We start from the raw sequence: 23,456 nt of genomic DNA on the forward strand, positions 1-23,456 counted from the left end.
CTTTGTTTTCTATGCACTTATCCAGACATCCGACCAGTTTCCCCACCCGCTGGCAAGAGATCGCGGCAAAGCTCGAAGTGGAGCTGCGCACGCACTACCGCTGCGGAGACTACCTCCCTGCCGAGCAGCAGCTTGCTGACCGCTATGAGGTGAACCGACACACCCTGCGCCGCGCCATTGACCAACTGGTCGAGCGCGGCTGGGTCCAGCGCCGTCAGGGCGTGGGCGTGCTGGTGCTGATGCGCCCGTTCGACTACCCGCTTAACGCCCAGGCGCGCTTTAGCCAGAACCTGCTGGATCAGGGCAGCCACCCGACCAGCGAAAAGCTGCTCTCGGTGCTGCGTCCGGCCTCCAGCCACGTGGCGGACGCGCTGGGTATTCAGGAGGGCGACAACGTCATCCACCTGCGCACGCTGCGCCGGGTCAACGGCGTGGCGGTGTGCCAGATCGATCACTACTTCGCGGACCTCACCCTCTGGCCGGTGCTGCAGAATTTCTCCAGTGGTTCGCTACATGATTTTCTCCAGAATGCGACAGGCATTGCGCTGAAACGCACCCAGACGCGCATCAGCGCCCGCCGCGCGCAGGCGAAAGAGAGCAAAGTGCTGGAGATCCCCAATATGGCCCCGCTGCTCTGCGTGCGCACCCTCAACCACCGTGACGGCGAGATCGACGCGACGGAATACTCCGTCAGCCTGACCCGCGCCGACATGATCGAATTCACCATGGAGCACTGAATGCACTTCGACACCGCCACCCGACAGCGCTGGATGCGCGTGCTGGCCCACAGCCAGCCTGCTGCGCTCTCTGCCCGCATGAACGCCCTTAGCCTGGCTCCCGGGTACGACCTCCTCCGCGCGCCGGAGATCGGCCTCGTTCAGATCCAGGCGCGCATGGGCGGTACCGGCGAGCGCTTCTTCGCCGGGGACGCCACCCTCACCCGCGCAGCGATCCGCCTGCACAGCGGCACGCTGGGCTACGGCTACGTGCTGGGGCGTGACAAAGCCCACGCCGAGCGCTGCGCGGTCATCGATGCCCTTTTGCAGGAACCCCCGCATTTCCAGACGTTAATGGAAACCCTTATTGCCCCGCTGGAAGCCGACCGCGCCGCACGCCTTGCCGCGCGTCAGGCCGAAGTGAATACCAGCCGGGTCGACTTCTTTACCCTCGTTCGCGGAGACAACGCATGACGCTTCAACCCGCTTTTACCCTGGCCGTCCAGGATGCCCAACACAGTTTCCGTCGCCTGCTGAAGGCCATGAGCGAGCCGGGCGTGATTGTCTCGCTGCACCAGCTCTCTCAGGGCTGGCTGCCGCTGAACCTGGCGACAACCAGCGTGCTGCTGACGCTTGCCGACAACGATACCCCGGTATGGCTTTCGGGCGCGCTGTCGAACGATATCGCCAACCAGAACCTGCGTTTTCACACCGGCGCCCCGCTTGTTGAACAGCCGCAGCAGGCAATCTTTGCCGTGGCCGACGAACAAATCAGCCATGAACAGCTGAATGCCCTGAGCGAAGGCACCGCGGTCGCCCCGGAAACCAGCGCCACGCTGATTTTGCAGGTCGCCAGCCTGAGCGGCGGCCGTATGCTGCGCCTGACGGGCGCAGGCATCGCCGACGAGCGCATGGTCGCGCCGCAGCTGCCGGAGTGCATCATTCACGAGCTGACCGAGCGCCCGCACCCGTTCCCGCTGGGCATTGACCTGATCCTGACCTGCGGCGAGCGCCTGCTGGCCATCCCGCGGACCACCTACGTGGAGGTGTGCTGATGTACGTTGCCGTCAAAGGGGGCGAGAAGGCCATCGCCGCCGCCCATGCGCTGCAGGCGCACAGACGACGGGGTGATGAACAGCTCCCCGAGCTGAGCGTCGCCCAGATTGAGCAGCAGCTAAACCTCGCCGTCGATCGGGTAATGACCGAGGGCGGCATCGCCGACCGCGAGCTGGCGGCGCTGGCCCTCAAGCAGGCCAGCGGCGATAACGTGGAAGCCATCTTCCTGCTGCGCGCCTACCGCACCACGCTGGCGAAGCTGGCGGTCAGCGAACCCATCAACACGGCGGAGATGCGCCTGGAGCGTCGCATTTCTGCCGTTTATAAAGACATTCCCGGCGGCCAGCGGCTCGGCCCTACCTATGACTACACCCATCGCCTGCTGGATTTTACCCTGCTGGCGAACGGCGAGGCGCCACGACTCAGCACCTCTGACGCCGAACAGAAACCGTCTCCGCACGTCTTCAGCCTGCTGGCGAAACAGGGCCTGGCGAAGGCGGAAGAGGACTCCGGCGCGCAGCCGGATGACATCACCCGCACGCCGCCGGTTTACCCGTGCTCGCGTTCGTCCCGCCTGCAGCAGCTGATGCGCGGCGACGAGGGCTATCTGCTGGCGCTGGCCTACTCCACCCAGCGTGGCTACGGGCGTAACCACCCGTTTGCCGCCGAAATTCGCAGCGGCTATATCGACGTCGAAATCGTGCCGGAAGAGCTGGGTTTTGCCGTAAACGTCGGCGAACTGCTGATGACCGAGTGTGAAATGGTGAACGGTTTTGTCGCGCCCGAAAATGAAGACCCGCACTTTACCCGCGGCTACGGGCTGGTGTTTGGCCTCGGCGAACGCAAGGCGATGGCCATGGCGCTGGTCGACCGCGCCCTGCAGGCACCGGACTACGGCGAGCACGTTGCTGGCCCGGCGCAGGACGAAGAGTTTGTGCTGGCCCACGCGGATAACGTCGAGGCCGCGGGCTTCGTCTCGCACCTCAAGCTGCCGCACTACGTCGATTTCCAGGCCGAACTGGAACTGCTGAAACGCCTGCAACGGGAGCGCAAACATGGCTAACTTAAGCGGCTACAACTTTGCCTATCTGGATGAGCAAACCAAACGCATGATCCGGCGCGCCATCTTAAAAGCGGTGGCGATCCCTGGCTATCAGGTGCCGTTCGGCGGCCGAGAAATGCCGATGCCCTACGGCTGGGGGACGGGCGGCATCCAGATTACCGCCAGCGTGATCGGCGAGGCGGACGTGCTGAAGGTCATCGACCAGGGCGCGGACGACACCACCAACGCCGTATCGATTCGCACCTTCTTTCAGCGGGTAACGGGCGTCGCGACCACCGAAAAAACCGAAGACGCGACGCTGATCCAGACCCGCCACCGCATTCCGGAAACCCCGCTCACGGAAGATCAGATTTTGATTTTTCAGGTGCCGATCCCGGAGCCGTTGCGCTTTATCGAGCCGCGCGAAACCGAAACCCGCACCATGCACGCGCTGGAAGAGTACGGCGTGATGCAGGTGAAGCTGTATGAGGATATCGCCCGCTTCGGCCATATCGCCACCACCTACGCCTACCCGGTGAAGGTCAACGGCCGCTACGTGATGGACCCGTCGCCGATCCCGAAATTCGATAATCCGAAGATGGACATGATGCCCGCCCTGCAGCTGTTCGGTGCCGGACGTGAAAAACGCATCTACGCCGTCCCGCCGTACACCCGTGTAGAGAGTCTCGATTTTGACGATCACCCGTTTACGGTGCAGGAGTGGGACGAGCCGTGCGCCATCTGCGGATCCAAACACAGCTACCTGGACGAAGTGGTGCTGGACGACACGGGCAAACGGATGTTTGTCTGCTCCGACACCGATTTCTGCCGCCAACAGAGCGAGGCGAACGGCCAATGAAACCGCTGCTTTCGGTAAATCACCTGACCCACCTGTATGCGCCGGGCAAAGGCTTCAGCGACGTGTCGTTCGAGCTGTGGCCGGGCGAAGTGCTGGGGATCGTCGGCGAGTCCGGCTCCGGCAAAACCACCCTGCTGAAATCCATCTCCGCGCGCCTGACGCCGCAGAACGGCGACATTTTGTATGAGGGCGCCTCGCTCTACGGCATGAGCGAGGCCGAGCGCCGCCGCCTGCTGCGCACCGAGTGGGGCGTGGTGCACCAGCACCCGATGGACGGCCTGCGCCGTCAGGTGTCGGCGGGAGGCAATATCGGCGAACGCCTGATGGCCACCGGCGCGCGCCATTACGGCAACATCCGCGCCACGGCGCAGCACTGGCTGGAAGAAGTGGAAATCCCCGCCTCGCGTATCGACGACCTGCCCACCACCTTCTCCGGCGGCATGCAGCAGCGCCTGCAGATCGCCCGCAACCTGGTCACGCACCCGAAGCTGGTGTTTATGGATGAACCCACCGGCGGGCTGGACGTCTCGGTGCAGGCCCGCCTGCTCGACCTGCTGCGCGGCCTGGTGGTAGAGCTGAACCTGGCAGTGGTGATTGTCACCCACGATTTGGGCGTCGCGCGCCTGCTGGCAGACCGCCTGCTGGTGATGAAGCAGGGTCAGGTGGTGGAAAGTGGGTTAACCGACCGCGTGCTCGACGATCCCCATCATCCGTACACCCAGCTTCTGGTGTCGTCCGTGTTGCAGAACTGAGGGGCTGTTGCCGGGTGGCGCTACGCTTACCCGTCCTACGAATAGCGCACCTGTAGGCCGGGTAAGGCGAAGCCGCCACCCGGCAACGCGAACACCGCACCTTGTAGGCCGGGTAAGGCGAAGCCGCCACCCGGCAAAACAAATCGCGAGGCCAACATGATCCACGTACAAAACGTAAGTAAGACCTTTGTGCTCCACCAGCAAAACGGCGTGCGCCTGCCGGTGCTGCAAAATGCCTCGCTGGAGGTTAATCGCGGCGAATGCGTGGTGCTGCACGGCCACTCCGGCAGCGGAAAATCGACCCTGCTGCGCTCCCTCTACGCCAACTATCTGCCCGACGAAGGCCATATTCATATTCGCCACGGCGATGAATGGATCGACCTGGTGCAGGCCCCGGCGCGTAAGGTGCTGGAGGTGCGCCGCTCAACGATCGGCTGGGTGAGCCAGTTTCTGCGGGTGATCCCGCGGATCTCCGCCCTGGACGTGGTGATGCAGCCCCTGCTGGATCTTGGCGTGCCGCGCGAAACCTGTGCCGCCAAAGCCGCCAGCCTGCTGACGCGCCTGAACGTGCCCGAGCGCCTGTGGCACCTTGCCCCGTCGACCTTTTCCGGCGGAGAGCAGCAGCGCGTCAATATCGCCCGCGGCTTTATCGTCGACTACCCGATTTTACTTCTGGATGAACCCACCGCCTCGCTCGACACTAAAAACAGCGCGGCCGTGGTGGAGCTGATCGAACAGGCCAAAGCGCGCGGGGCGGCGATCGTCGGGATCTTCCACGACGAGAGCGTTCGCACCCGCGTCGCGGACAGGCTGCACCCAATGGGGGCTCCCGCATGATTATCAATAACGTCAAGCTGGTACTGGACAATGAGGTGGTTGACGGCTCGATTGAGATCCAGGACGGAACAATCCGCGCGTTTGCTGAAACCCAGAGCCGCTCGCCCGAGGCGATGGACGGTGAAGGCGGCTGGCTGCTGCCGGGGCTGATTGAGCTGCATACCGATAATCTGGACAAGTTCTTCACCCCCCGCCCGAAGGTGGACTGGCCCGCCCATTCGGCGATGAGCAGCCACGACGCGCTGATGGTCGCCAGCGGCATCACCACGGTGCTGGACGCGGTGGCGATTGGCGACGTGCGCGACGGCGGCGACCGTCTGGAGAACCTGGAGAAGATGATCAACGCCGTCGAGGAGACGCAAAAGCGCGGCCTCAACCGCGCCGAGCACCGCCTGCACCTGCGCTGCGAGCTACCGCACCACACCACCCTGCCGCTTTTTGAAAAGCTGGTCGGCCGCGAACCGGTGTCGCTGGTCTCCCTGATGGATCACTCCCCGGGGCAGCGTCAGTTCGCCAACATTGAAAAGTATCGCGAATACTATCAGGGCAAATATTCTCTCAGCGACGCGGAGATGGCCCGTTATGAAGAAGAGCAGCTGGCGCTTGCGGCACGGTGGTCGCAGCCTAACCGTCTCAGAATTGCGGCGATGTGCCGGGACCGCAATATCGCGCTGGCCAGCCATGACGATGCCACGCACGATCATGTCCTTGAATCCCACCATCTTGGCAGCGTGATCGCCGAATTCCCCACCACGTTCGAGGCAGCTGAAGCCTCCCGCAAGCACGGCATGAACGTCCTGATGGGCGCGCCGAACATCGTACGCGGCGGGTCGCACTCCGGCAACGTCGCGGCAAGCAAGCTCGCGTCCCTTGGCCTGCTGGATATACTCTCGTCCGACTATTACCCCGCCAGCCTGCTCGACGCGGCGTTCCGGGTGGCCGACGACGAGGGCAACCGCTTTACGCTTCCGCAGGCGATTCGCCTGGTGACGAAAAACCCGGCCTCGGCGCTAAATCTGCAGGATCGCGGCGAGATAGCCGAAGGCAAACGGGCGGATTTGGTGCTGGCCCACCGCAGGGGCGAGCACGTCCATATCGACCACGTCTGGCGTCAGGGAAAGAGGGTGTTCTGATGGGAAGACTTATCTGGTTAATGGGGCCGTCCGGCTCCGGTAAGGACAGCCTGCTGTCCGCCTTACGGCAGCAGGAGCATCCGCAACTGCTGGTGGCGCACCGGTACATTACCCGGTCGGCGAATGCGGGGAGTGAAAACCATATCGCCCTGAGCGAGCAGGAGTTTTTTACCCGTGCCGGGCAAAATCTGCTAGCGCTGAGCTGGCACGCCAACGGCTATTACTATGGGATCGGCATCGAGACCGATCTGTGGCTGCATGCGGGGTTCGACGTGCTGGTCAACGGTTCACGGGCGCACCTTTCGCAAGCGCGCGCCCGCTATGGGGCGGCCCTGCTGCCGGTTTGCCTGCAGGTTTCACCGGACGTCCTGCGCAGCCGGCTGCAGAGCCGGGGTCGTGAATCCGCCCGTGAGATCGATCAGCGGCTTGCGCGTGCGGCGCGCTACACCCCGTCCGACTGCCATATCCTTAATAACGACGGAAGTTTGCTACAGTCAGTCGAGACCTTTTTATCGCTTATCCGTCAGAAGGAGAAACAGCATGCCTGACTGCACGCTTCGCCCCGCCACCGCCGACGATGCGCAAATCGTCTATGCGTTAATCTGCGAATTAAAGCAGGCCGAATTTGATCGCCAGGCGTTTCACGCGGGCTATCTTGCCAATCTGCAGGATCACACCATGCGCTACCAGCTTGCCGAACTGGACGGGCAGGTCATCGGTATGATCGGCCTGCACATGCAGTTTCACCTCCACCACGCACGCTGGATCGGCGAGATCCAGGAGCTGGTGGTGATGCCGCAGGCGCGCGGGTTAAAGGTGGGCAGCCAGCTGCTGGCCTGGGCGGAAGGGGTGGCACGAGAGGCCGGCGCGGAGCTGACCGAACTCTCCACCAGCGTGAAGCGCGTGGACGCCCACCGTTTTTACGTCCGTGAAGGATATACGCAGAGCCATTTCCGATTCACCAAACCGCTGTAGAGGTGCGTTATGAGTCTGACAATCACGTTAACAGGAACCGGAAGCGCGCAACTCGTGCCGGTCTTTGGCTGCGACTGCGCGGCGTGCCGCCGGGCGCGCCTGCAGGAGACCTATCGCCGTCGCCCCTGTAGCGCGGTGGTCAAATTCAACCATGCGGTGACCCTGCTGGACGCCGGTATTCCACACCTGATGGACGACTGGGCTGCAGGCAACTTTCAGCAGTTTTTGCTGACCCATTACCATATGGATCACGTTCAGGGACTCTTCCCCCTGCGCTGGGGCGTGGGCGCGACGATTCCGGTTTACGGTCCGCCGGACGAAGCAGGATGCGACGACCTGTTTAAACATCCGGGGATTCTGGATTTCAGCCATACGGTCGAACCGTTTGTGATGTTTGAGCTTCAGGGTATGCGGGTTACGCCCCTGCCGCTCAACCATTCGAAACTGACCTTCGGGTATTTGCTGGAGTCGGCCCACAGCCGCGTGGCCTGGCTGTCCGATACCGCCGGGCTGCCGGAAAAAACGGTGAAGTTCCTGCTTAACAATCAGCCGCAGACGATGATTATCGACTGCAGCCACGAACCGCGCGACGAGACGCCGCGAAACCATTGCGACTTAAATACCGTGATGGCGTTAAACGAAGTGATTGGCTGCCCGCAGGTGATCCTGACGCACATCAGCCATCAGTTTGACGTGTGGATGATGGATAACCCGCTGCCTGACGGCATTGAAGCGGGGTATGACGGAATGGTGTTGGTTCTCGACTGAGTTTTGCCGGGTGGCGGCTGCGCCTTACCCGGCCTACGCGCCAGGGTTTTGTAGGCCTGCGTCAGCGAAGCGCCACCAGGCTTTAGCCTCGATCGTAATCGTCTTCCAACCTGCGCTCATCCTCTTCCAGACGGCGTCTGTCGTCATCCAGCTGGCGCTGACGCTCGTCTAAACGGCGGCGTCTGTCTTCAAGCTGCCGACGGCGATCGTCATACTGACGGCTATCCATGCGACGGTTATCGTCATAACGATCGTCATCATCGTTGCTGCGGCTGCTGCTGGGGTTATAGGCGTCGTTGATTGCCTGTTGAATATTGCCAATAGCATCATCAACGATATCGGCATGCGCCAGTTGGCTGGTGAGTGACAGCAGACCAAATAACAGAGCGGTAGAGTAACGTTTCATAAGGCCAGACTCGCAGGTGAACTGGCCTTAAGGTAATGAACAGCAGGGTGTGGGGGTAGCGGAGGAATCTCAAATTCAGTTATGTCCTGGGACTTCCATCAGTTGATTCGCACGCTGTTTATTTTCTGCGACCAGGACGATGCCGTAGCATTTTTGATCCGGCGAATGGCTCCAGATACGATCTTCGGGGATACACCCTCCGTCATAGATAACCTTGCTACCATCATACGGCCAAAATGCGCCCTGCTCGGTATCAAGAACAAATACAGCGATTTGGTCAGACTCGCGGGCAATTTTCTGCCAGAGCATCTTCCCACCCTCATATTGTTCAAAGTCGCTGACAAGTGTCACGCCACACTGTAATACCAGGGCTTCATACAGGCGAGTTGCCAGTCCCTTGTCACGCTCGGCGGGATCAACACAGATACCTTCTACCTGAATGACATTGGCATCTTCCCAACAGCGCTCGACGGCAATGATATCTTCACCCAAATGCGTTTTACGTTGTAAATCCAGGGCAGCAACAACCCGATGCCGGGGCACCCCATCGAAGGTTTCGATATCCGCTTCAATAATCGCAGCTCTTGGCGTCTGGCTATCAAAAATAACATGTAGCACTCGCCCGGAAAGCTCAAACTCATCAACGAGTTTAAACGACCTGGCAATTGTGCTCGGGCTGTATGTTGTAGGCATCACGATCATTTGTGAGTCCCCCTTTGTGAGTACCGGCATAATTCCTTTTATATCCCAATCTGCTAAATTTTGCGCAGATTAACATCACCGGCGTCAACGATGCTCTTGATGAAATCCTAAACAGGGGCATTTAAAAACATATTTTCCGCAGCGCCTGCGCCAGCTGCACCCGCGTAAACGGCTTGCGCAGTAGCTGAACGTCCGGCAGCTGAGGATTATGCGTGGGCCGTAAATCCTGTCCGCTGATCAGCAGCACCGGAAGCTGCGGATAGTGGCTGCGCACATGACTAATCACCTCGGCCCCGCTCAGGCTTCCGGGCAACATCAGGTCGCTGATAAACATACCAATACCCGGCGACGCCGCCAGCATGCTCAGCGCCTGCTCGCCGTTTTCCGCTTCGAGCGTCAGGTAGCCAAGCTGGTGCAGCTGCTCGCACAGGGTCTGACGGACATCAGCTTCATCTTCCAGCACCAGTACCAGCCGCTCGCTATCGACGGAGGCGGTGGCAGAGAGCGTTTCATCTTCAGGAACTACGGGTAGCGTCGATCGCGGAAGGTGAAGCCGGACGGTCGTCCCCTGCCCCGGCGCGCTCTCGATCTCCACGCGACCGCCGGACTGGCGGACAAAGCCGTAGACCATCGACAGGCCTAACCCGCTCCCGCTCCCGGTCTGTTTGGTGGTGAAGAACGGCTCAAAGACGCGGGATTTCACCTCCTGAGACATCCCGCAGCCGCGGTCAATGACCTCCAGTGCCACCATATCCTGCCTGCGCCCGTCGCTGCGGGTGACGCGCTGATTCCAGGTGCGGATTTTTATCACCCCGCTTTGCCCTTCCATTGCATCGCGCGCGTTCATCACCAGGTTTATGATGGCGTTTTCCAGCTGGCTAACGTCTATCCAGGCGGGCCATGCCGGGGATTGCGCTTCGATCTCCAGGGTCAGGGTGGCAGGGAGGGAGTGACGCAGCAGTTCCCGGAGGTTCTCCAGCAGCGGCTGCATCTCTACCGCATGCGGGGTCAGGGATTGCTTGCGGGAAAACGCCAGCAGGCGCTGGGTCAGCAAGGCGCCACGCTCGGCCGCCTTCAGCGCCCGGGTAATGCGCGGCGCGTCGTTTGATTCGGGGTCGGTCAGCTCAAGGCTGCCGATGATCACCGCCAGCAGGTTATTAAAATCATGCGCCAGCCCGCCCGTCAGCTGTCCGACGGCCTTCATTTTCTGGCTGTGCAGGAGCGCCTCTTCCAGCCCCTGACGCTCAATGCGGTCGATCTCCATCTGCGTGGTTTTTTCTTTCAGCAGACGCGTGGTGTGCTCAAGCGAGGCGGTGTTGCGGGCAAAAACGTTGAACGCGCGCGCCAGTTCACCCAGCTCATCACGCCGCTGCAGCGCGGGAACGGAAACATCCTGTTCGCCGTGCGCAAGGCGTGACATCGCCCGGGAAATGGCCGTCAGATTGGAGGCCAGATGGCGGTAGATATACCAGCAGGCACACCCGGTGATGATCAGCGCCAGCACGGCGAAAATGGTGATAAACACGCTGATGGATTGCAGTTCGTGATGGCTCTGGGCCGTGCGAAGCCGGGAGGCCTGCGCCACCTGCTCAACATATTGATTGATATCGCTGTTGAGGATCGCCACCAGCGCCTTGATGTGGAACATGTACCAGCTTATCGCCAGATCGCTCTCCTCCAGCTGCTTCGACAGCGGGGCGAGCTGACCTAGCTCGGCATTAAAATCAGGCAGAACCGCCTTCACAACCGGCTGTGCGGCACTCCGGGGCAGCGTTGCGGCCACCGCGTCCAGTTGCTGAACGGTTGCGCGCGGCGAAGGGGTATCGATGGCGGCGGCGATCAGCCGGTCCATCTCCATCAGCTGCTGCGCATCCGGTACGTTACTGTCATAACGGCGGTTGATGTCCTGCAGATGGCGCAGGTAGCTCTGGCTTTGGTACAGCGAGCTCAGCAGCGCGTTACGCTCCAGATGGCGTCGCTGTCCGCGCTCCAGCATCTCCGTCACGCTCTGCTGGAGCTCATTGCTTCGTTGAATAATACGCGCCACCAGCGCCGGCTCCTGCTGCGCCAGCGGCGCCTCCGCAAGCTGCTCCAGCGAGTGGCGCAGGGCCATTTGCGTCTGCTTCAGGCGCTCGGCTTCACCTTTATACTCGAGCGCCCCTACCACCTGCGAGAGCCGCACCGCCGCCGTTGCCACGCTGGCGGTGTCGCGGGCCAGGTTCATGCTGCCGGTCATGTCGTCCAGCGTTTGCTGCTGGACCTGCTCCTGGATTTGGCTGGCGTGGCGGAAGCCGAGCACCGCCACGCCGCTCACCATCAGCGTCACGGCGACCACCAGCAGATTGAAAATCAGCAGGCGGCCTCGGGCGCTGGCGAAGAATGGGGGGCGTGATGGCATGGGGTTGGGCTCCTGTGCGGTTTGGTGCCCTCACCCTGGCCCTCTCCCACAGGGAGAGGGAAAAGGAAAATGTGATGGCGATTAGCTATTCATAACTATGACAAATATGAACAGCTTCTGACATTTTGCATTTACGCACCTGTGATGAAGTGCAGAAATCGGCATTCACAGGAGATCCGCCATGAGCAGAACCCCGGTATTAGAGATGCGCAGCATTGCCAAAACGTTTGGCAGTTTCCACGCGCTCAAGGGTGTGGATTTGACGGTCTTTGCCGGTGAGATCCACGCGCTGATGGGTGAAAACGGTGCAGGCAAAAGCACGCTGATGAAAATCCTTGCGGGCGCCTATACCGCCACCGGCGGCGAGATCCTGATCGACGGCCAGCCGTTTCACATTAAAGGGCCGAAGGATGCGCTGGCCGCAGGCATCACGCTGATTTACCAGGAGATGCAGCTCGCGCCCAATCTGACCGTAGCCGAAAATATCTTCCTCGGCAGCGAGCTGTCGCGCGGCGGGCTGGTCCAGCGCAAGGAGATGGCCGCCCAGGCGCAGGCGGTGATTGACCGCCTCGGCGCGCAGTTTAGCGCCACCGATCTGGTGATGAAGCTCACCATCGCCGAACAGCAGCAGGTGGAAATTGCTCGCGCGCTGCACCGCAACAGCCGCATTCTGGTGATGGATGAACCCACAGCCGCCCTCTCCTCCCGCGAAACCCATCGCCTGTTTGAACTGATTTTGCGCCTGCGCGATGAAGGGATGGCGATCATCTATATCAGCCACCGCATGGCGGAGGTCTATGAACTCTCTGACCGCGTCAGCGTTCTGCGCGACGGGCAGTACGTCGGGAGCCTGACGCGCGACAAGCTGAACGCGTCGGAACTGGTGAAGATGATGGTGGGCCGCCCGCTAAGCGACCTGTTCAACAAGGAGCGTGATATTCCCCTCGGCAGTCCGCGTCTCAACGTCCACCATCTCACCGACGGTAAAAAAGTACAGCCGTGCAGCCTGCAGGTGCGTTCCGGCGAAATCGTCGGGCTGGCGGGACTGGTCGGGGCCGGACGTTCCGAGCTGGCACAGCTTATCTTCGGCGTGCGTAAAGCCACGGGCGGCATGATTGAGGTCGACGGCGAGCCGGTGGTGATCCACTCCCCGCGCGCGGCCATCGAAAACGGCATCGGTTTTCTCACCGAGAACCGCAAGGAGCAGGGGCTGTTTCTGGAGCTGGCGGCGCAGGAGAACATCACTATGGCGACGCTGGAGCGCGACGCCACCTTCGGCTGGCTGAACCGCAAAAAAGCCCAGTCCATTTCCGATGACGCCATTGCCCTGCTCAATATCCGCGTGCCCCATTCGCAGGTGCGCGCAGGCGGTCTTTCCGGCGGCAACCAGCAAAAACTGCTCATCTCCCGCTGGGTCGCCATCGGCCCACGCATTCTGATTCTGGACGAACCCACGCGCGGCGTGGACGTCGGCGCAAAAAGCGAGATCTACCGCATCATGAACCAGATGGCGCGCAAAGGGGTGGCGATCCTGATGATCTCCAGCGAGCTGCCGGAAGTGGTGGGCATGAGCGACCGGGTTTACGTGATGCGGGAAGGCAGCATCGCGGGCGAGCTTCACGGGCGTGACATCTCTCAGGAAAACATTATGACGCTGGCAACCGGCGTGAACGACACTCATCATCAGGCGGTGCAATCATGACAACTCCAACCCATCCGCAGCAGGTGGCGAAATCCGCCTCCGCCAAAAAAATGCTGATGAGCGATCTGATGCAAACGGTCGGTATTTTGCCGATTCTGATCCTGATCGTGGCGGTTTTTGGCTTTATTGCGCCCAACTTCTTCACTGAGAGCAACCTGCTCAACATCACCCGTCAGGCGTCGATCAACATCGTGCTGGCGGCGGGAATGACCTTTATTATCCTCACCGGCGGGATTGACCTCTCGGTGGGGTCGATTCTCGGCACCACGGCGGTGGCGGCGATGGTGGTGTCGCTCATTCCCGAATTCGCCGGGCTGTCCATTCCGGCCGCGCTGATGCTCGGCATGGTGCTGGGCCTGTTCAACGGCGCGCTGGTGGCCTTTGCCGGGCTGCCCCCCTTCATCGTCACGCTCGGCACCTATACGGCGCTGCGCGGCGCGGCTTATCTGCTGGCCGACGGCACCACGGTCATTAACTCCAACATCAACTTCGAGTGGATCGGCAATAACTACCTCGGCCCGATCCCCTGGCTGGTGGCGATCGCCCTGGCGGTCATTGTGGTGTGCTGGTTCATCCTGCGCCGCACCACGCTCGGCGTTCACATCTACGCCGTGGGCGGCAACATGCAGGCGGCGCGCTTAACGGGCATTAAGGTCTGGCTGGTGCTGCTGTTTGTCTACGGCATGAGCGGCCTGCTCTCCGGCCTCGGCGGCGTCATGAGTGCCTCACGCCTGTACAGTGCCAACGGCAACCTCGGCACGGGTTACGAGCTGGATGCAATTGCGGCGGTGATCCTCGGCGGCACCAGCTTCGTCGGCGGGATCGGCACGATCACCGGCACGCTGGTCGGTGCCTTGATCATCGCCACCCTCAACAACGGCATGACGCTGATGGGCGTCTCCTACTTCTGGCAGCTGGTGATCAAAGGGGCGGTGATCATCATTGCGGTGCTGATCGACAAATACCGTACCCGACACCATCAAAGTGCATAACAACAATACCCTACGAGTGAGGAAGACAAGATGCGTTTGAAACCCTTAGTGACCGCGCTCTGTGCTGGCGCGCTGCTTGCCGCAACGCCGTTTGCGCAGGCGAAAGATCTGAAGTCCATCGGCGTGACGGTGGGCGACCTGGCTAACCCGTTCTTCGTGCAGATCACCAAAGGTGCCGAGCTGGAAGCGCGCAAGCTGGCGGGCGATAACGTCAAGGTGACGCTGGTCTCCAGCGGGTACGATCTGGGCCAGCAGGTGGCGCAGATCGACAACTTCATTGCCGCGAAAGTGGACATGATCATCCTCAACGCCGCGGACTCCAAAGGGATCGGCCCGGCGGTGAAGCGCGCGAAGGACGCCGGGATTGTGGTCGTGGCGGTCGACGTGGCGGCGGAAGGGGCTGATGCCACCATCACCTCCGATAACACCCAGGCGGGTGAGATGGCCTGTAAGTACATTACCGACCGCCTGAAAGGGAAAGGCAACGTGGTGATCATCAACGGACCGCCAGTCTCTGCGGTACAAAACCGCGTAGAAGGGTGCCAGACGGAGTTCAAAAAACATCCGGATATCAAGGTGCTCTCGGATAACCAGAACGCCAAGGGCAGTCGTGAAGGCGGTCTGGAAGTCATGACCTCCCTGCTGGCGGCCAATCCGAAGATCGACGGCGTGTTTGCGATTAACGATCCGACCGCGATCGGCGCCGATCTGGCCGCGAAACAGGCTCAGCGCAATGAGTTCTTTATCGTTGGCGTGGATGGATCGCCGGACGGTGAGGAAGCGCTGAAGCGTGAAAACTCGCTGTTTGTGGCAACCCCGGCGCAGGATCCGCAGGTCATGGCGGCAAAGGCGGTGGAGATCGGCTATGACATTCTCCAGGGCAAACCCGCGCCGAAAGCGCCCGTGCTGATCCCGGTGACGATGATCGATAAAAAGAACGTCGGTACCTATAAGGGTTGGACGGTTAAATGATCCTTTTCCCTCTCCCGCAGGGAGAGGGAACTGTTTTCAAGGAGTCCCCATGAAACGCTCCGACATCAATGAAATCCTCGGCCACACGCGGCAGTTTTTCTCCATGCACGACGTTCATCTCCCGCCTTTTGCCAGCTTTGCGCCAACGAAATGGCAGCAGCTTGACCAGGCCGCATGGCAGGAAGTGTTCGACCTCAAGCTCGGCTGGGACGTGACGGCGTTCGGCGGCAACAACTTTGCCGCTGAAGGCCTGACGCTGTTCACCCTGCGCAACGGCTCGCCCAACGGCGTGCCTTATGAAAAAAGCTATGCCGAAAAAATCATGCACGTGCGCGACGGCCAGGTGACGCCGATGCATTTTCACTGGCGCAAGCGCGAAGACATCATCAACCGGGGCGGCGGGAATCTGATCATTGAGTTATGGAATGCCGGAGCGCATGAAGAGACGGAAAACACCGACGTGACCGTCACCGTCGACGGCTGCCGCCAGACACACGCCCCCGGCAGCCAGCTGCGCCTCACGCCAGGGGAAAGCATCTGCCTGACGCCCACTCTTTACCACAGTTTCTGGGGCGAACGCGGCTTCGGCGACGTGCTGGTGGGCGAAGTCTCCTCGGTTAATGACGATGAACACGACAACCACTTTTTGCAGCCCGTTGCCCGCTATAACAACATCGAAGAAGACGAACCGGCGCTGCTGGTGCTGTGCAACGAGTACAACCTGTTTCGGATATAAGGGGTGAATGATGCCATTGATTTCTCTTGCCGACGGTCTTGCGCACGCCAGACAACACCGCTATGCGCTGGGCGCGTTTAACGTGCTCGACTCCCACTTCCTGCGCGCGCTATTCGCCGCCGCAAAGCAGGAACGCTCGCCGTTTATCATCAACATCGCGGAAGTGCATTTTAAGTACGTGTCGCTGGATTCCCTTGTCGAAGCGGTGAAGTTCGAGGCCGCTCGCCACGCTATTCCCGTGGTGCTCAACCTCGACCACGGCCTGCATTATGACGCCGTCGTGCGCGCCCTGCGCTTAGGGTTCAGCTCCGTGATGTTCGATGGCTCTACGCTGAGCTATGAGGAAAATGTTCGCCAGACGCGAGAAGTGGTGAAGATGTGCCATGCGGTGGGCGTCTCCGTGGAGGCAGAGCTGGGCGCGGTCGGGGGGGATGAAGGGGGCGCGCTTTACGGACATGCGGATGAAGCCTTCTTCACCGATCCGCAGCTGGCGCGCGAATTTGTTGATTCAACCGGCATCGACGCGCTGGCCGTCGCCATCGGCAACGCACACGGCAAGTATAAAGGCGAGCCGAAGCTCGATTTCCCGCGTCTGGACGCCATTCGTCAGCAGACGGGGCTGCCGCTGGTTTTACACGGCGGCTCCGGGATTAGCGATGCCGACTTTCGCCGCGCCATCGAGCTGGGCATTCATAAAATCAATTTCTATACCGGCATGTCGCAGGCCGCGCTCGCCGCCGTGGAGCAGCGCATGGCGAACCGCCAGCCGCTGTACGACGAGTTTGCCGAACTGCTGCTCGGCATTGAAGAAGCGATTACCGATACGGTCGCCGAACAGATGCGCATCTTCGGCAGCGCGGGGCAGGCATGATGGAACGCAAAGGCATCATCGCCGCAGGCAATATGCTGGTGGACCACGTCCACCAGATCGTGCAGTGGCCGGAGCGCGGCTGGCTGGCGGAAATCACCCATAGCGAACGCTCAACCGGCGGCGCGCCGCTCAATGTCCTGCTGACGCTGGCAAAAATGCACGTTGGCCTGCCGCTGCAGGCGGTGGGGCTGATTGGCGAAGACGGCGACGGGGACTACATTCTGGCGATGCTCGACCAGTACCACGTCAACCGCCAGCGCGTACAGCGCACCACCTTTGCGCCAACCTCCATGTCGCAGGTGATGACCGACCCTAGCGGACAGCGCACCTTTTTCCACTCGCCGGGGGCCAACCGCCTGCTGGATCTTCCCGCCTTCGATCGCTTAGACGGATCGATGAAGATCTTCCATCTCGGCTATCTCCTTCTACTCGACAGCCTGGATATGCCCGATGACGAGTTCGGCACCCGCAGCGCGCGGCTGCTGGCGCAGATGCGCGACCAGGGGTATGAAACCTCGCTCGATCTGGTTTCCCGCAAGGGCGACCCGCGCTATCAGCCGCTGGTGCTCCCTGCCCTTCGCCATCTCGACTATCTGGTGATTAACGAGCTGGAGGCCGGTGAGTTTAGCGGCCTGACAATGCGTGACGAAAACGACGCCCCGCACATTGCCCATATCGCGGACGCCGCGGCGCAGCTGCTGGCGGCCGGCGTACGCCAGCGGGTGGTGATCCACTGTCCGGAAGGCGCATGGGGAGAAGCTCGCGGTGAAGAGGGTCGCTGGATCCCGTCATGGATGCTGGAGCAGGAAGAGATTATTGGCAGCGTCGGCGCGGGCGATGCCTTTTGCGCGGGCTTTTTATACGGCTGCCATGAATCGCTCCCGCTGACAGAAAGTATTTATCTGGCGCACGCCTGCGCGCGGGCAAGCCTGCTGGCCGCCAATGCGATTGACGGCGCAAAAACGCTGGCCGAGCTGCAGGCGTTTATTCGCGAGAGCATTTAATTTAACAATAATTGCGATTTTTCGTTACAGTTCTATGAATTTTATATTCCCGAACTACACTCTCTCCATCTGGCATATTCGGCGTGGGCAGCACTCTGTCCGCACGCTTTTCCGAAATGAGATAGAAAGAGGACAAGGGAAAAATGTTCGCAGTCATCATCATCGGTATTTTCATTATCAGCGTTATTTATGCGCATTCCCGCGGCAAAGAAAAACAGACGCTTTCCCGTCAGCTCTTCGACCATTCGACGTTTATGGCGCCCATCAATATGTTTATGACGGCGTTTTCTTCCCTGCCCGCCAGGCAGCCTTTCTTTGAAACAGAGCGCTTCCCGGAATTAAATAAGCTGACGGAAAACTGGCTGGTTATTCGCGAAGAGGCGCTGCGTTTGCAGCATCATATTAAGGCAGCGGAAAATAATAACGACGCCGGCTTTAACACCTTTTTTAAACGCGGCTGGAAACGTTTTTATCTGAAGTGGTATGCCGATGCCCATCCCTCCGCGCAGTCTTTATGCCCGGTGACGACCCGGCTGGTGAGTGAAATCCCTTCGGTGAAGGCGGCCATGTTTGCCGAGCTGCCGGCGGGTGCAAAGCTTGGCAAGCACCGGGATCCGTATGCGGGCTCGGTTCGTTACCATCTGGGCTTATTCACCCCGAATGACGATCGCTGCTTTATTGAAGTCGACGGGCAGCGCCACAGCTGGCGGGATGGTGAAGCCGTTATTTTTGATGAGACCTACGTCCACTGGGCAGAGAATAAAACGGATCAAACGCGCATTATTCTCTTCTGCGATATCGAGCGTCCGATGAAATGGCGCTGGGCGCAGGCGGTTAACCATTGGGTGGGAACCACGCTAATGTCTGCAGCCAGCTCACCGAATGACGAGAATGACAGCACCGGCGGCATTAACCGCATTTTTAAATACGTTCATGCGGGCCGCGAACGGGGGCAGCGTCTGAAAAAAAGAAACCGTAAGGCCTATTACGCCCTCAAGTATCTGTGCATCGCTGCAATCTTTGCCGCCATCATTGTTCCGGCGATAACGTAAGCCTTATGCCGCCTGTTCGGGCCGGCTCACGTCAGTGGCAAACACGTAACCCAACCCGCGGATGGTTTTGATGAGCGCAGGCTGATGCGGGTTAGCCTCTATTTTCCGGCGCAGGCGCATGATCAGCACGTCAATCGTGCGGTCGAACACGTCAGCGCTTTCGCTGTGGGTCAGCTCAAGCAGCCGATCGCGGCTCAGCACCCGGCGGGCATTTTGCGTGAGCGCCAGCAGCAGGCCGTACTCGCCCTGGGTTAAGGGCACGGTATTACGCTGCGGATCAATCAGCTCACAGCGGGTGGTATCAAGCGTCCATCCGTTAAACGCAATGCCCGCGACGGGCGCTGCGGGGGCTTCTGCCGCCAGCGCGCCCGTTCGGCGCAACACCGCTTTCACCCGGGCGACCACCACGCGCGGGTTGAACGGTTTGCCAATATAATCGTCGGCCCCCATCTCCAGCCCCACCACCACGTCTGACTCACTGCCCAGGCCGGTTAACATCACAACCGGTAGCGCCGGACGCTGCTTTTGCAGCTGCAGCAGAACCTGCAGGCCGTTGATATCCGGCAGCATCATATCCAGCAGCACAAGCGCGATATTCGGCTCCTGCTGCACCTGGCGCAGCGCATCCTGGCCGTTATGGCAGACAAGCACGCTAAAGACGTGCTCGCTCAGCACGTCCTGAAGCAGTTCGCAGACTGCCGTATCGTCATCAACCACCAGAATCGCCGGTTTCATCGTATGCTTCCGTCAGGGGATTATGTTAAGTCTGAACTATTCTGCCGTCGGCTCCAGTCAAAAGGTTTTTTCAGTGACGGAAATTCAACCCATGTCACATCCGCTGCCCTGTCGACACGTCAATTTTGACGATTGACTGCTTTTTGTCAGGGTTTTCACCCCGGATGGGCCGTAAAGTCAGGGGATACCCATACAAAAAACATGGCATAGAAGCTGCATAGTGGGTGCGAACGATTCGATTAACTGGAGCAGACTGATGAAAAAAGTCGTCACGGTTTGCCCTTATTGTGCCTCAGGTTGCAAGATCCACCTGGTGGTCGATAACGGCAAAATCGTCCGGGCGGAGGCCGCGCAGGGGAAAACCAACCAGGGCACTCTGTGCCTGAAAGGTTACTACGGCTGGGATTTTATTAACGATACCCAAATTCTTACCCCGCGCCTGAAAACCCCTATGATCCGCCGCGAGCGCGGCGGCAAGCTGGAAGCCGTCTCCTGGAACGAGGCGCTGGATTATGTCGCCACGCGCCTGAGTGCCATTAAGGCCAAGTATGGCCCGGATGCCATCCAGACCACCGGCTCTTCCCGCGGGACGGGAAATGAAACCAACTATGTGATGCAAAAATTCGCGCGCGCCGTTATTGGTACCAATAACGTCGACTGCTGCGCTCGCGTCTGACACGGCCCATCGGTTGCAGGTCTGCACCAGTCGGTCGGTAACGGCGCAATGAGTAATGCCATCAACGAGATAGATAATACCGATCTCGTCTTCATCTTTGGTTATAACCCGGCGGATTCTCACCCTATCGTCGCGAACCACGTTATTCGCGCTAAACAGAATGGGGCGAAAATCATCGTCTGCGATCCGCGCAAAATTGAAACCGCGCGCATTGCGGATATGCACATTGCATTGAAAAACGGCTCAAACATCGCGCTGTTGAACGCAATGGGGCACGTCATTATTGAGGAGAACCTGTACGACCAGGCGTTTGTCGCGACCCGTACAGAAGGCTTTGAAGAGTATAAGAAAATAGTCGAGGGCTATACGCCTGAATCCGTCGAAGCGATAACCGGCGTCAGCGCGCAGGAGATTCGTCAGGCGGCCAGAATGTATACCGGGGCAAAAACCGCCGCCATTCTCTGGGGCATGGGCGTGACCCAGTTCTACCAGGGCGTGGAAACCGTGCGCTCGCTCACCAGCCTCGCGATGCTGACCGGTAATCTGGGTAAAGCCCACGTTGGCGTGAACCCGGTGCGTGGTCAGAATAACGTGCAGGGCGCCTGCGATATGGGCGCGCTGCCGGACACGTATCCGGGCTACCAGTACGTGAAGTTCCCGGAAAACCGCGCCAAGTTTGCGAAGGCGTGGGGCGTGGAAAGCCTGCCGGAACACACCGGGTATCGCATCAGCGAGCTGCCGCACCGCGCGGCGCATGGCGAAGTGCGTGCGGCCTATATCATGGGTGAAGATCCGCTTCAGACCGACGCCGAGCTTTCTGCAGTGCGTAAAGGGTTTGAGGATCTGGAGCTGGTGATTGTCCAGGATATCTTCATGACCAAAACCGCGGCGGCGGCGGATGTCATTTTACCGTCGACCTCCTGGGGCGAGCATGAAGGCGTCTACACGGCGGCCGACCGCGGCTTCCAGCGCTTCTTCAAGGCGGTCGAGCCGAAGTGGGATCTGAAAACGGACTGGCAGATCATCAGTGAAATCGCCACCCGCATGGGCTACCCGATGCACTACAACAACACCCAGGAGATCTGGGATGAGTTGCGCAGCCTGTGTCCGGACTTCTACGGCGCCACCTATGAAAAAATGGGTGAGCTGGGATACATCCAGTGGCCGTGCCGGGATGAGTCAGAGGCCGATCAGGGGACGTCCTATCTCTTTAAGGAGAAATTCGACACCCCGAACGGGCTGGCGCAGTTCTTCACCTGCGACTGGGTCGCGCCGATCGATAAACTCACCGATGAGTATCCGATGGTGCTCTCCACCGTACGCGAAGTGGGCCACTACTCCTGTCGTTCGATGACCGGCAACTGCGCCGCGCTGGCGGCGCTGGCGGATGAACCGGGCTACGCGCAGATCAACACCGCCGATGCGGAACGGCTCGGTATAGAGGATGAAGCGCTGGTGTGGGTGAACTCGCGCAAAGGGCGGATTATCACCCGTGCGCAGGTCAGCGATCGTCCAAACAAAGGGGCGGTCTATATGACCTACCAGTGGTGGATTGGTGCCTGCAACGAGCTGGTAACGGAGAACTTAAGCCCGATAACCAAAACGCCGGAGTATAAATACTGCGCCGTAAACGTTGAGCCGATTGCGGATCAGCACGCCGCGGAACAGTATGTGATCGACGAATATAACAAGCTAAAAGCCCGACTGCGCGAAAGCGCAATGGGTTGAAGCCGTTAATTCATCGATGAATAAAGGGAGTGAAATATTCACTCCCTTTTTATTTCCGAGTAACCCATCAATAATATCAATTAATATTCTGGAAAACGGCTCGCAGAAATAATGTAATTTTCGCGAAAAAGAATTACATCTTTGCATTTTAATTCAGAGGGATAAGATATTCGGCGGGTGCTTAAGACTTTCTGTCTTGAGCATTGTTGAGGGACAGAAAGTGGAAAGCCCCGGGATACTTGCATTCACCCGAGGCTACCCCTCAACACCCAACAGGTTGAGAGTAGCCTCTTATTCTTTTTTACACAAGGAGTAAAAGGCATGACGCCATTAAAAACTGCGTTAGGCATCGTCTTTATTGTTTGCCTGACGATAGTGATCTTTACCTTTATTACTCGCGGCAGGCTCTGCGAGTTTTCAATAAAGAGTGAGCATCAGGAGGTGGCGGCTAAATTAGCCTGCAACCCAGGCTAACCTCTACGGGCGGAACAACGGTTCCGCCCGGCTTGTAGGATGCTGAGGTCTTAATGCACCCATTTTTTTCTTTTGCGCCCGCGATTATACTGCGCGGCGTGTACCCAGATGATAAGAATCCATGAAAGCCATTTTTCTGTTGTTAGTGTTTTTAACGTCCTTCGCCCGCGCGGATGAGATAGGCAGCCAGTATCGGAAACAGGCGGAAGCCGGTGATGCGCGTGCCCAGTATTATCTTGCCGATACATACTTCAGCTCCGGCGACGGCAAGCAGGCCGCGCTGTGGGCCGAGAAAGCCGCGAAAGGCGGCGATGTCGACGCCATGGGGTTGCTCTCGCAAATCCTCTTTACGCAGGGCAATTACACACAGGCCAAAGCCCTGGCACAGCAGGCAAACATTGCTGGCAGCAAACGCGGCGCGATCATGCTGGCGCGCATTCTGGTGAATACTCAGGCGGGAAAAACGGACTATCCCCAGGCCATCAGACTGCTGCACACGGCAACCGAAGATATCGACAGCGACTCTGCGGTCGATGCACAGCTGCTGCTGGGGCTGATTTATGCCAACGGCGTCGAGGTAGCGCAGGATGACGTGCAGGCCGCCTCGTGGTTCAAGCGGAGTTCAGCCCTTTCGCGCACCGGCTACGCCGAGTACTGGGCTGGGATGTTGTTCAGGCAGGGTGAGAAAGGCTTTATCACGCCCAATAAACAGAAAGCGCTGTACTGGTTAAACCTGAGCTGTACGGAAGGGTTTGATACGGGATGTGAAGAGTTTGATGCGTTGAGCGGGGAGTAAACCATTGCCCGGTGGCGCTGCTGTATGACCGGATACATAGGTGACAGATCAGACCGGGAACATAGGTAACACTT

Annotated in this window: 25 protein-coding genes; 21 read left to right on the forward strand and 4 right to left on the reverse strand. The window is 59.7% G+C overall.

From position 1 onward, the window contains the following. The first annotated feature begins 11 nt into the window (after positions 1–11). From phnF to phnP, 11 genes are all read left to right on the forward strand, one after another. A complete protein-coding gene (gene phnF / locus AA74_RS0110285) occupies positions 12–737 on the forward strand; it encodes a phosphonate metabolism transcriptional regulator PhnF (protein WP_008500062.1) in 726 nt (241 codons plus the stop codon). Then, complete coding sequence (phnG, locus tag AA74_RS0110290) at positions 738–1,190, forward strand: phosphonate C-P lyase system protein PhnG (RefSeq protein ID WP_023293493.1); 453 nt, start codon at positions 738–740, stop codon at positions 1,188–1,190. Beyond that, positions 1,187–1,771 carry a phosphonate C-P lyase system protein PhnH gene (phnH, locus tag AA74_RS0110295; protein ID WP_025912328.1) on the forward strand — a complete coding sequence of 195 codons (585 nt, stop codon included), beginning with the start codon at positions 1,187–1,189 and terminating at the stop codon, positions 1,769–1,771. The genes phnG and phnH overlap by 4 nt, the downstream gene beginning before the upstream one ends. Next, complete coding sequence (locus AA74_RS0110300) at positions 1,771–2,835, forward strand: carbon-phosphorus lyase complex subunit PhnI (protein ID WP_025912329.1); 1,065 nt, start codon at positions 1,771–1,773, stop codon at positions 2,833–2,835. The genes phnH and AA74_RS0110300 overlap by 1 nt, the downstream gene beginning before the upstream one ends. Continuing rightward, on the forward strand, positions 2,828–3,673 hold the full coding sequence (locus AA74_RS0110305) for an alpha-D-ribose 1-methylphosphonate 5-phosphate C-P-lyase PhnJ (protein WP_008500058.1): 846 nt from the start codon (positions 2,828–2,830) through the stop codon (positions 3,671–3,673). Before AA74_RS0110300 ends, AA74_RS0110305 begins: the two co-directional genes overlap by 8 nt. Further along, on the forward strand, positions 3,670–4,425 hold the full coding sequence (gene phnK, locus AA74_RS0110310; protein WP_008500057.1) for a phosphonate C-P lyase system protein PhnK: 756 nt from the start codon (positions 3,670–3,672) through the stop codon (positions 4,423–4,425). Before AA74_RS0110305 ends, phnK begins: the two co-directional genes overlap by 4 nt. 156 nt (positions 4,426–4,581) lie before the next feature. Further along, on the forward strand, positions 4,582–5,262 hold the full coding sequence (gene phnL / locus AA74_RS0110315; protein ID WP_025912330.1) for a phosphonate C-P lyase system protein PhnL: 681 nt from the start codon (positions 4,582–4,584) through the stop codon (positions 5,260–5,262). After that, positions 5,259–6,395 (forward strand): alpha-D-ribose 1-methylphosphonate 5-triphosphate diphosphatase, encoded by a 1,137-nt coding sequence (gene phnM, locus AA74_RS0110320; RefSeq protein ID WP_025912331.1) that lies wholly within the window; start codon positions 5,259–5,261, stop codon positions 6,393–6,395. The genes phnL and phnM overlap by 4 nt, the downstream gene beginning before the upstream one ends. Further along, complete coding sequence (gene phnN / locus AA74_RS0110325) at positions 6,392–6,943, forward strand: ribose 1,5-bisphosphokinase (RefSeq protein WP_085930286.1); 552 nt, start codon at positions 6,392–6,394, stop codon at positions 6,941–6,943. Before phnM ends, phnN begins: the two co-directional genes overlap by 4 nt. After that, positions 6,936–7,370 (forward strand): aminoalkylphosphonate N-acetyltransferase, encoded by a 435-nt coding sequence (phnO, locus tag AA74_RS0110330; RefSeq protein WP_025912332.1) that lies wholly within the window; start codon positions 6,936–6,938, stop codon positions 7,368–7,370. Before phnN ends, phnO begins: the two co-directional genes overlap by 8 nt. Positions 7,371–7,379: 9 nt before the next feature. Then, entirely contained in the window at positions 7,380–8,138 is a 759-nt protein-coding gene (phnP, locus tag AA74_RS0110335; protein WP_025912333.1) for a phosphonate metabolism protein PhnP, read from the forward strand. 82 nt (positions 8,139–8,220) lie between these two features. Here the strand turns inward: phnP and yjdP are convergent, their stop codons facing one another. The 3 genes from yjdP to AA74_RS0110350 form a co-directional block, all read right to left on the reverse strand. Continuing rightward, complete coding sequence (gene yjdP / locus AA74_RS0110340) at positions 8,221–8,544, reverse strand: DDRRRQL repeat protein YjdP (protein WP_021242926.1); 324 nt, start codon at positions 8,542–8,544, stop codon at positions 8,221–8,223. Between the two features lie 75 nt (positions 8,545–8,619). Beyond that, on the reverse strand, positions 8,620–9,246 hold the full coding sequence (locus tag AA74_RS0110345) for a GNAT family N-acetyltransferase (protein ID WP_008500049.1): 627 nt from the start codon (positions 9,244–9,246) through the stop codon (positions 8,620–8,622). A gap of 121 nt (positions 9,247–9,367) precedes the next feature. Further along, positions 9,368–11,644, reverse strand: a complete 2,277-nt coding sequence (locus tag AA74_RS0110350; RefSeq protein ID WP_025912334.1) for an ATP-binding protein — start codon at positions 11,642–11,644, stop codon at positions 9,368–9,370. A 181-nt stretch (positions 11,645–11,825) separates the two neighbouring features. Here AA74_RS0110350 and AA74_RS0110355 point away from each other — a divergent pair, with 181 nt between their 5' ends. The 7 genes from AA74_RS0110355 (at position 11,826) to lpxO (ending at position 18,973) form a co-directional block, all read left to right on the forward strand. Further along, the gene (locus AA74_RS0110355) at positions 11,826–13,346 is read left to right on the forward strand and encodes a sugar ABC transporter ATP-binding protein (RefSeq protein WP_021242933.1); all 1,521 of its coding nucleotides are present in this window, start codon (positions 11,826–11,828) and stop codon (positions 13,344–13,346) included. Further along, the gene (locus tag AA74_RS0110360) at positions 13,343–14,338 is read left to right on the forward strand and encodes a ribose ABC transporter permease (protein WP_008500046.1); all 996 of its coding nucleotides are present in this window, start codon (positions 13,343–13,345) and stop codon (positions 14,336–14,338) included. The genes AA74_RS0110355 and AA74_RS0110360 overlap by 4 nt, the downstream gene beginning before the upstream one ends. Before the next feature lie 30 nt (positions 14,339–14,368). Next, a complete protein-coding gene (locus AA74_RS0110365) occupies positions 14,369–15,310 on the forward strand; it encodes an ABC transporter substrate-binding protein (RefSeq protein ID WP_021242935.1) in 942 nt (313 codons plus the stop codon). A 49-nt stretch (positions 15,311–15,359) separates the two neighbouring features. Further along, a complete protein-coding gene (locus AA74_RS0110370) occupies positions 15,360–16,046 on the forward strand; it encodes a D-lyxose/D-mannose family sugar isomerase (protein WP_025912335.1) in 687 nt (228 codons plus the stop codon). A 10-nt stretch (positions 16,047–16,056) separates the two neighbouring features. Further along, complete coding sequence (locus tag AA74_RS0110375) at positions 16,057–16,917, forward strand: ketose 1,6-bisphosphate aldolase (protein ID WP_025912336.1); 861 nt, start codon at positions 16,057–16,059, stop codon at positions 16,915–16,917. Further along, on the forward strand, positions 16,914–17,921 hold the full coding sequence (locus tag AA74_RS0110380; protein ID WP_023293506.1) for a carbohydrate kinase family protein: 1,008 nt from the start codon (positions 16,914–16,916) through the stop codon (positions 17,919–17,921). Before AA74_RS0110375 ends, AA74_RS0110380 begins: the two co-directional genes overlap by 4 nt. Before the next feature lie 143 nt (positions 17,922–18,064). Then, complete coding sequence (gene lpxO / locus AA74_RS0110385; protein ID WP_025912338.1) at positions 18,065–18,973, forward strand: lipid A hydroxylase LpxO; 909 nt, start codon at positions 18,065–18,067, stop codon at positions 18,971–18,973. 3 nt (positions 18,974–18,976) lie between these two features. Here the strand turns inward: lpxO and AA74_RS0110390 are convergent, their stop codons facing one another. Further along, positions 18,977–19,708 (reverse strand): response regulator, encoded by a 732-nt coding sequence (locus AA74_RS0110390; RefSeq protein ID WP_021242940.1) that lies wholly within the window; start codon positions 19,706–19,708, stop codon positions 18,977–18,979. A 256-nt stretch (positions 19,709–19,964) separates the two neighbouring features. Between AA74_RS0110390 and fdhF the strand changes: the two genes are divergently transcribed. From fdhF to AA74_RS0110410, 3 genes are all read left to right on the forward strand, one after another. After that, positions 19,965–22,112 (forward strand): formate dehydrogenase subunit alpha, encoded by a 2,148-nt coding sequence (gene fdhF / locus AA74_RS0110400; protein WP_084832421.1) that lies wholly within the window; start codon positions 19,965–19,967, stop codon positions 22,110–22,112. Positions 22,113–22,433: 321 nt separating this feature from the next. Then, entirely contained in the window at positions 22,434–22,586 is a 153-nt protein-coding gene (locus tag AA74_RS0110405; RefSeq protein WP_008500037.1) for a Hok/Gef family protein, read from the forward strand. 121 nt (positions 22,587–22,707) lie between these two features. Beyond that, positions 22,708–23,382 (forward strand): tetratricopeptide repeat protein, encoded by a 675-nt coding sequence (locus AA74_RS0110410; RefSeq protein WP_025912340.1) that lies wholly within the window; start codon positions 22,708–22,710, stop codon positions 23,380–23,382. The last annotated feature ends 74 nt before the right edge of the window (positions 23,383–23,456 follow it).

Source organism: Enterobacter sp. 5-4, from assembly GCF_000612205.1.
GTDB lineage: Bacteria > Pseudomonadota > Gammaproteobacteria > Enterobacterales > Enterobacteriaceae > Enterobacter > Enterobacter roggenkampii.

What these genes read in the sequence shown, in the direction of transcription:
- phnF (WP_008500062.1), top strand. Translation starts at nt 12, where the DNA reads ATGCACTTATCCAGACATCCGACCAGTTTCCCCACCCGCTGGCAAGAG.
- phnG (WP_023293493.1), top strand. Translation starts at nt 738, where the DNA reads ATGCACTTCGACACCGCCACCCGACAGCGCTGGATGCGCGTGCTGGCC.
- phnH (WP_025912328.1), top strand. Translation starts at nt 1,187, where the DNA reads ATGACGCTTCAACCCGCTTTTACCCTGGCCGTCCAGGATGCCCAACAC.
- AA74_RS0110300 (WP_025912329.1), top strand. Translation starts at nt 1,771, where the DNA reads ATGTACGTTGCCGTCAAAGGGGGCGAGAAGGCCATCGCCGCCGCCCAT.
- AA74_RS0110305 (WP_008500058.1), top strand. Translation starts at nt 2,828, where the DNA reads ATGGCTAACTTAAGCGGCTACAACTTTGCCTATCTGGATGAGCAAACC.
- phnK (WP_008500057.1), top strand. Translation starts at nt 3,670, where the DNA reads ATGAAACCGCTGCTTTCGGTAAATCACCTGACCCACCTGTATGCGCCG.
- phnL (WP_025912330.1), top strand. Translation starts at nt 4,582, where the DNA reads ATGATCCACGTACAAAACGTAAGTAAGACCTTTGTGCTCCACCAGCAA.
- phnM (WP_025912331.1), top strand. Translation starts at nt 5,259, where the DNA reads ATGATTATCAATAACGTCAAGCTGGTACTGGACAATGAGGTGGTTGAC.
- phnO (WP_025912332.1), top strand. Translation starts at nt 6,936, where the DNA reads ATGCCTGACTGCACGCTTCGCCCCGCCACCGCCGACGATGCGCAAATC.
- phnP (WP_025912333.1), top strand. Translation starts at nt 7,380, where the DNA reads ATGAGTCTGACAATCACGTTAACAGGAACCGGAAGCGCGCAACTCGTG.
- yjdP (WP_021242926.1), bottom strand. Translation starts at nt 8,544, where the DNA reads ATGAAACGTTACTCTACCGCTCTGTTATTTGGTCTGCTGTCACTCACC.
- AA74_RS0110345 (WP_008500049.1), bottom strand. Translation starts at nt 9,246, where the DNA reads ATGATCGTGATGCCTACAACATACAGCCCGAGCACAATTGCCAGGTCG.
- AA74_RS0110350 (WP_025912334.1), bottom strand. Translation starts at nt 11,644, where the DNA reads ATGCCATCACGCCCCCCATTCTTCGCCAGCGCCCGAGGCCGCCTGCTG.
- AA74_RS0110355 (WP_021242933.1), top strand. Translation starts at nt 11,826, where the DNA reads ATGAGCAGAACCCCGGTATTAGAGATGCGCAGCATTGCCAAAACGTTT.
- AA74_RS0110360 (WP_008500046.1), top strand. Translation starts at nt 13,343, where the DNA reads ATGACAACTCCAACCCATCCGCAGCAGGTGGCGAAATCCGCCTCCGCC.
- AA74_RS0110365 (WP_021242935.1), top strand. Translation starts at nt 14,369, where the DNA reads ATGCGTTTGAAACCCTTAGTGACCGCGCTCTGTGCTGGCGCGCTGCTT.
- AA74_RS0110370 (WP_025912335.1), top strand. Translation starts at nt 15,360, where the DNA reads ATGAAACGCTCCGACATCAATGAAATCCTCGGCCACACGCGGCAGTTT.
- AA74_RS0110375 (WP_025912336.1), top strand. Translation starts at nt 16,057, where the DNA reads ATGCCATTGATTTCTCTTGCCGACGGTCTTGCGCACGCCAGACAACAC.
- AA74_RS0110380 (WP_023293506.1), top strand. Translation starts at nt 16,914, where the DNA reads ATGATGGAACGCAAAGGCATCATCGCCGCAGGCAATATGCTGGTGGAC.
- lpxO (WP_025912338.1), top strand. Translation starts at nt 18,065, where the DNA reads ATGTTCGCAGTCATCATCATCGGTATTTTCATTATCAGCGTTATTTAT.
- AA74_RS0110390 (WP_021242940.1), bottom strand. Translation starts at nt 19,708, where the DNA reads ATGAAACCGGCGATTCTGGTGGTTGATGACGATACGGCAGTCTGCGAA.
- AA74_RS0110405 (WP_008500037.1), top strand. Translation starts at nt 22,434, where the DNA reads ATGACGCCATTAAAAACTGCGTTAGGCATCGTCTTTATTGTTTGCCTG.
- AA74_RS0110410 (WP_025912340.1), top strand. Translation starts at nt 22,708, where the DNA reads ATGAAAGCCATTTTTCTGTTGTTAGTGTTTTTAACGTCCTTCGCCCGC.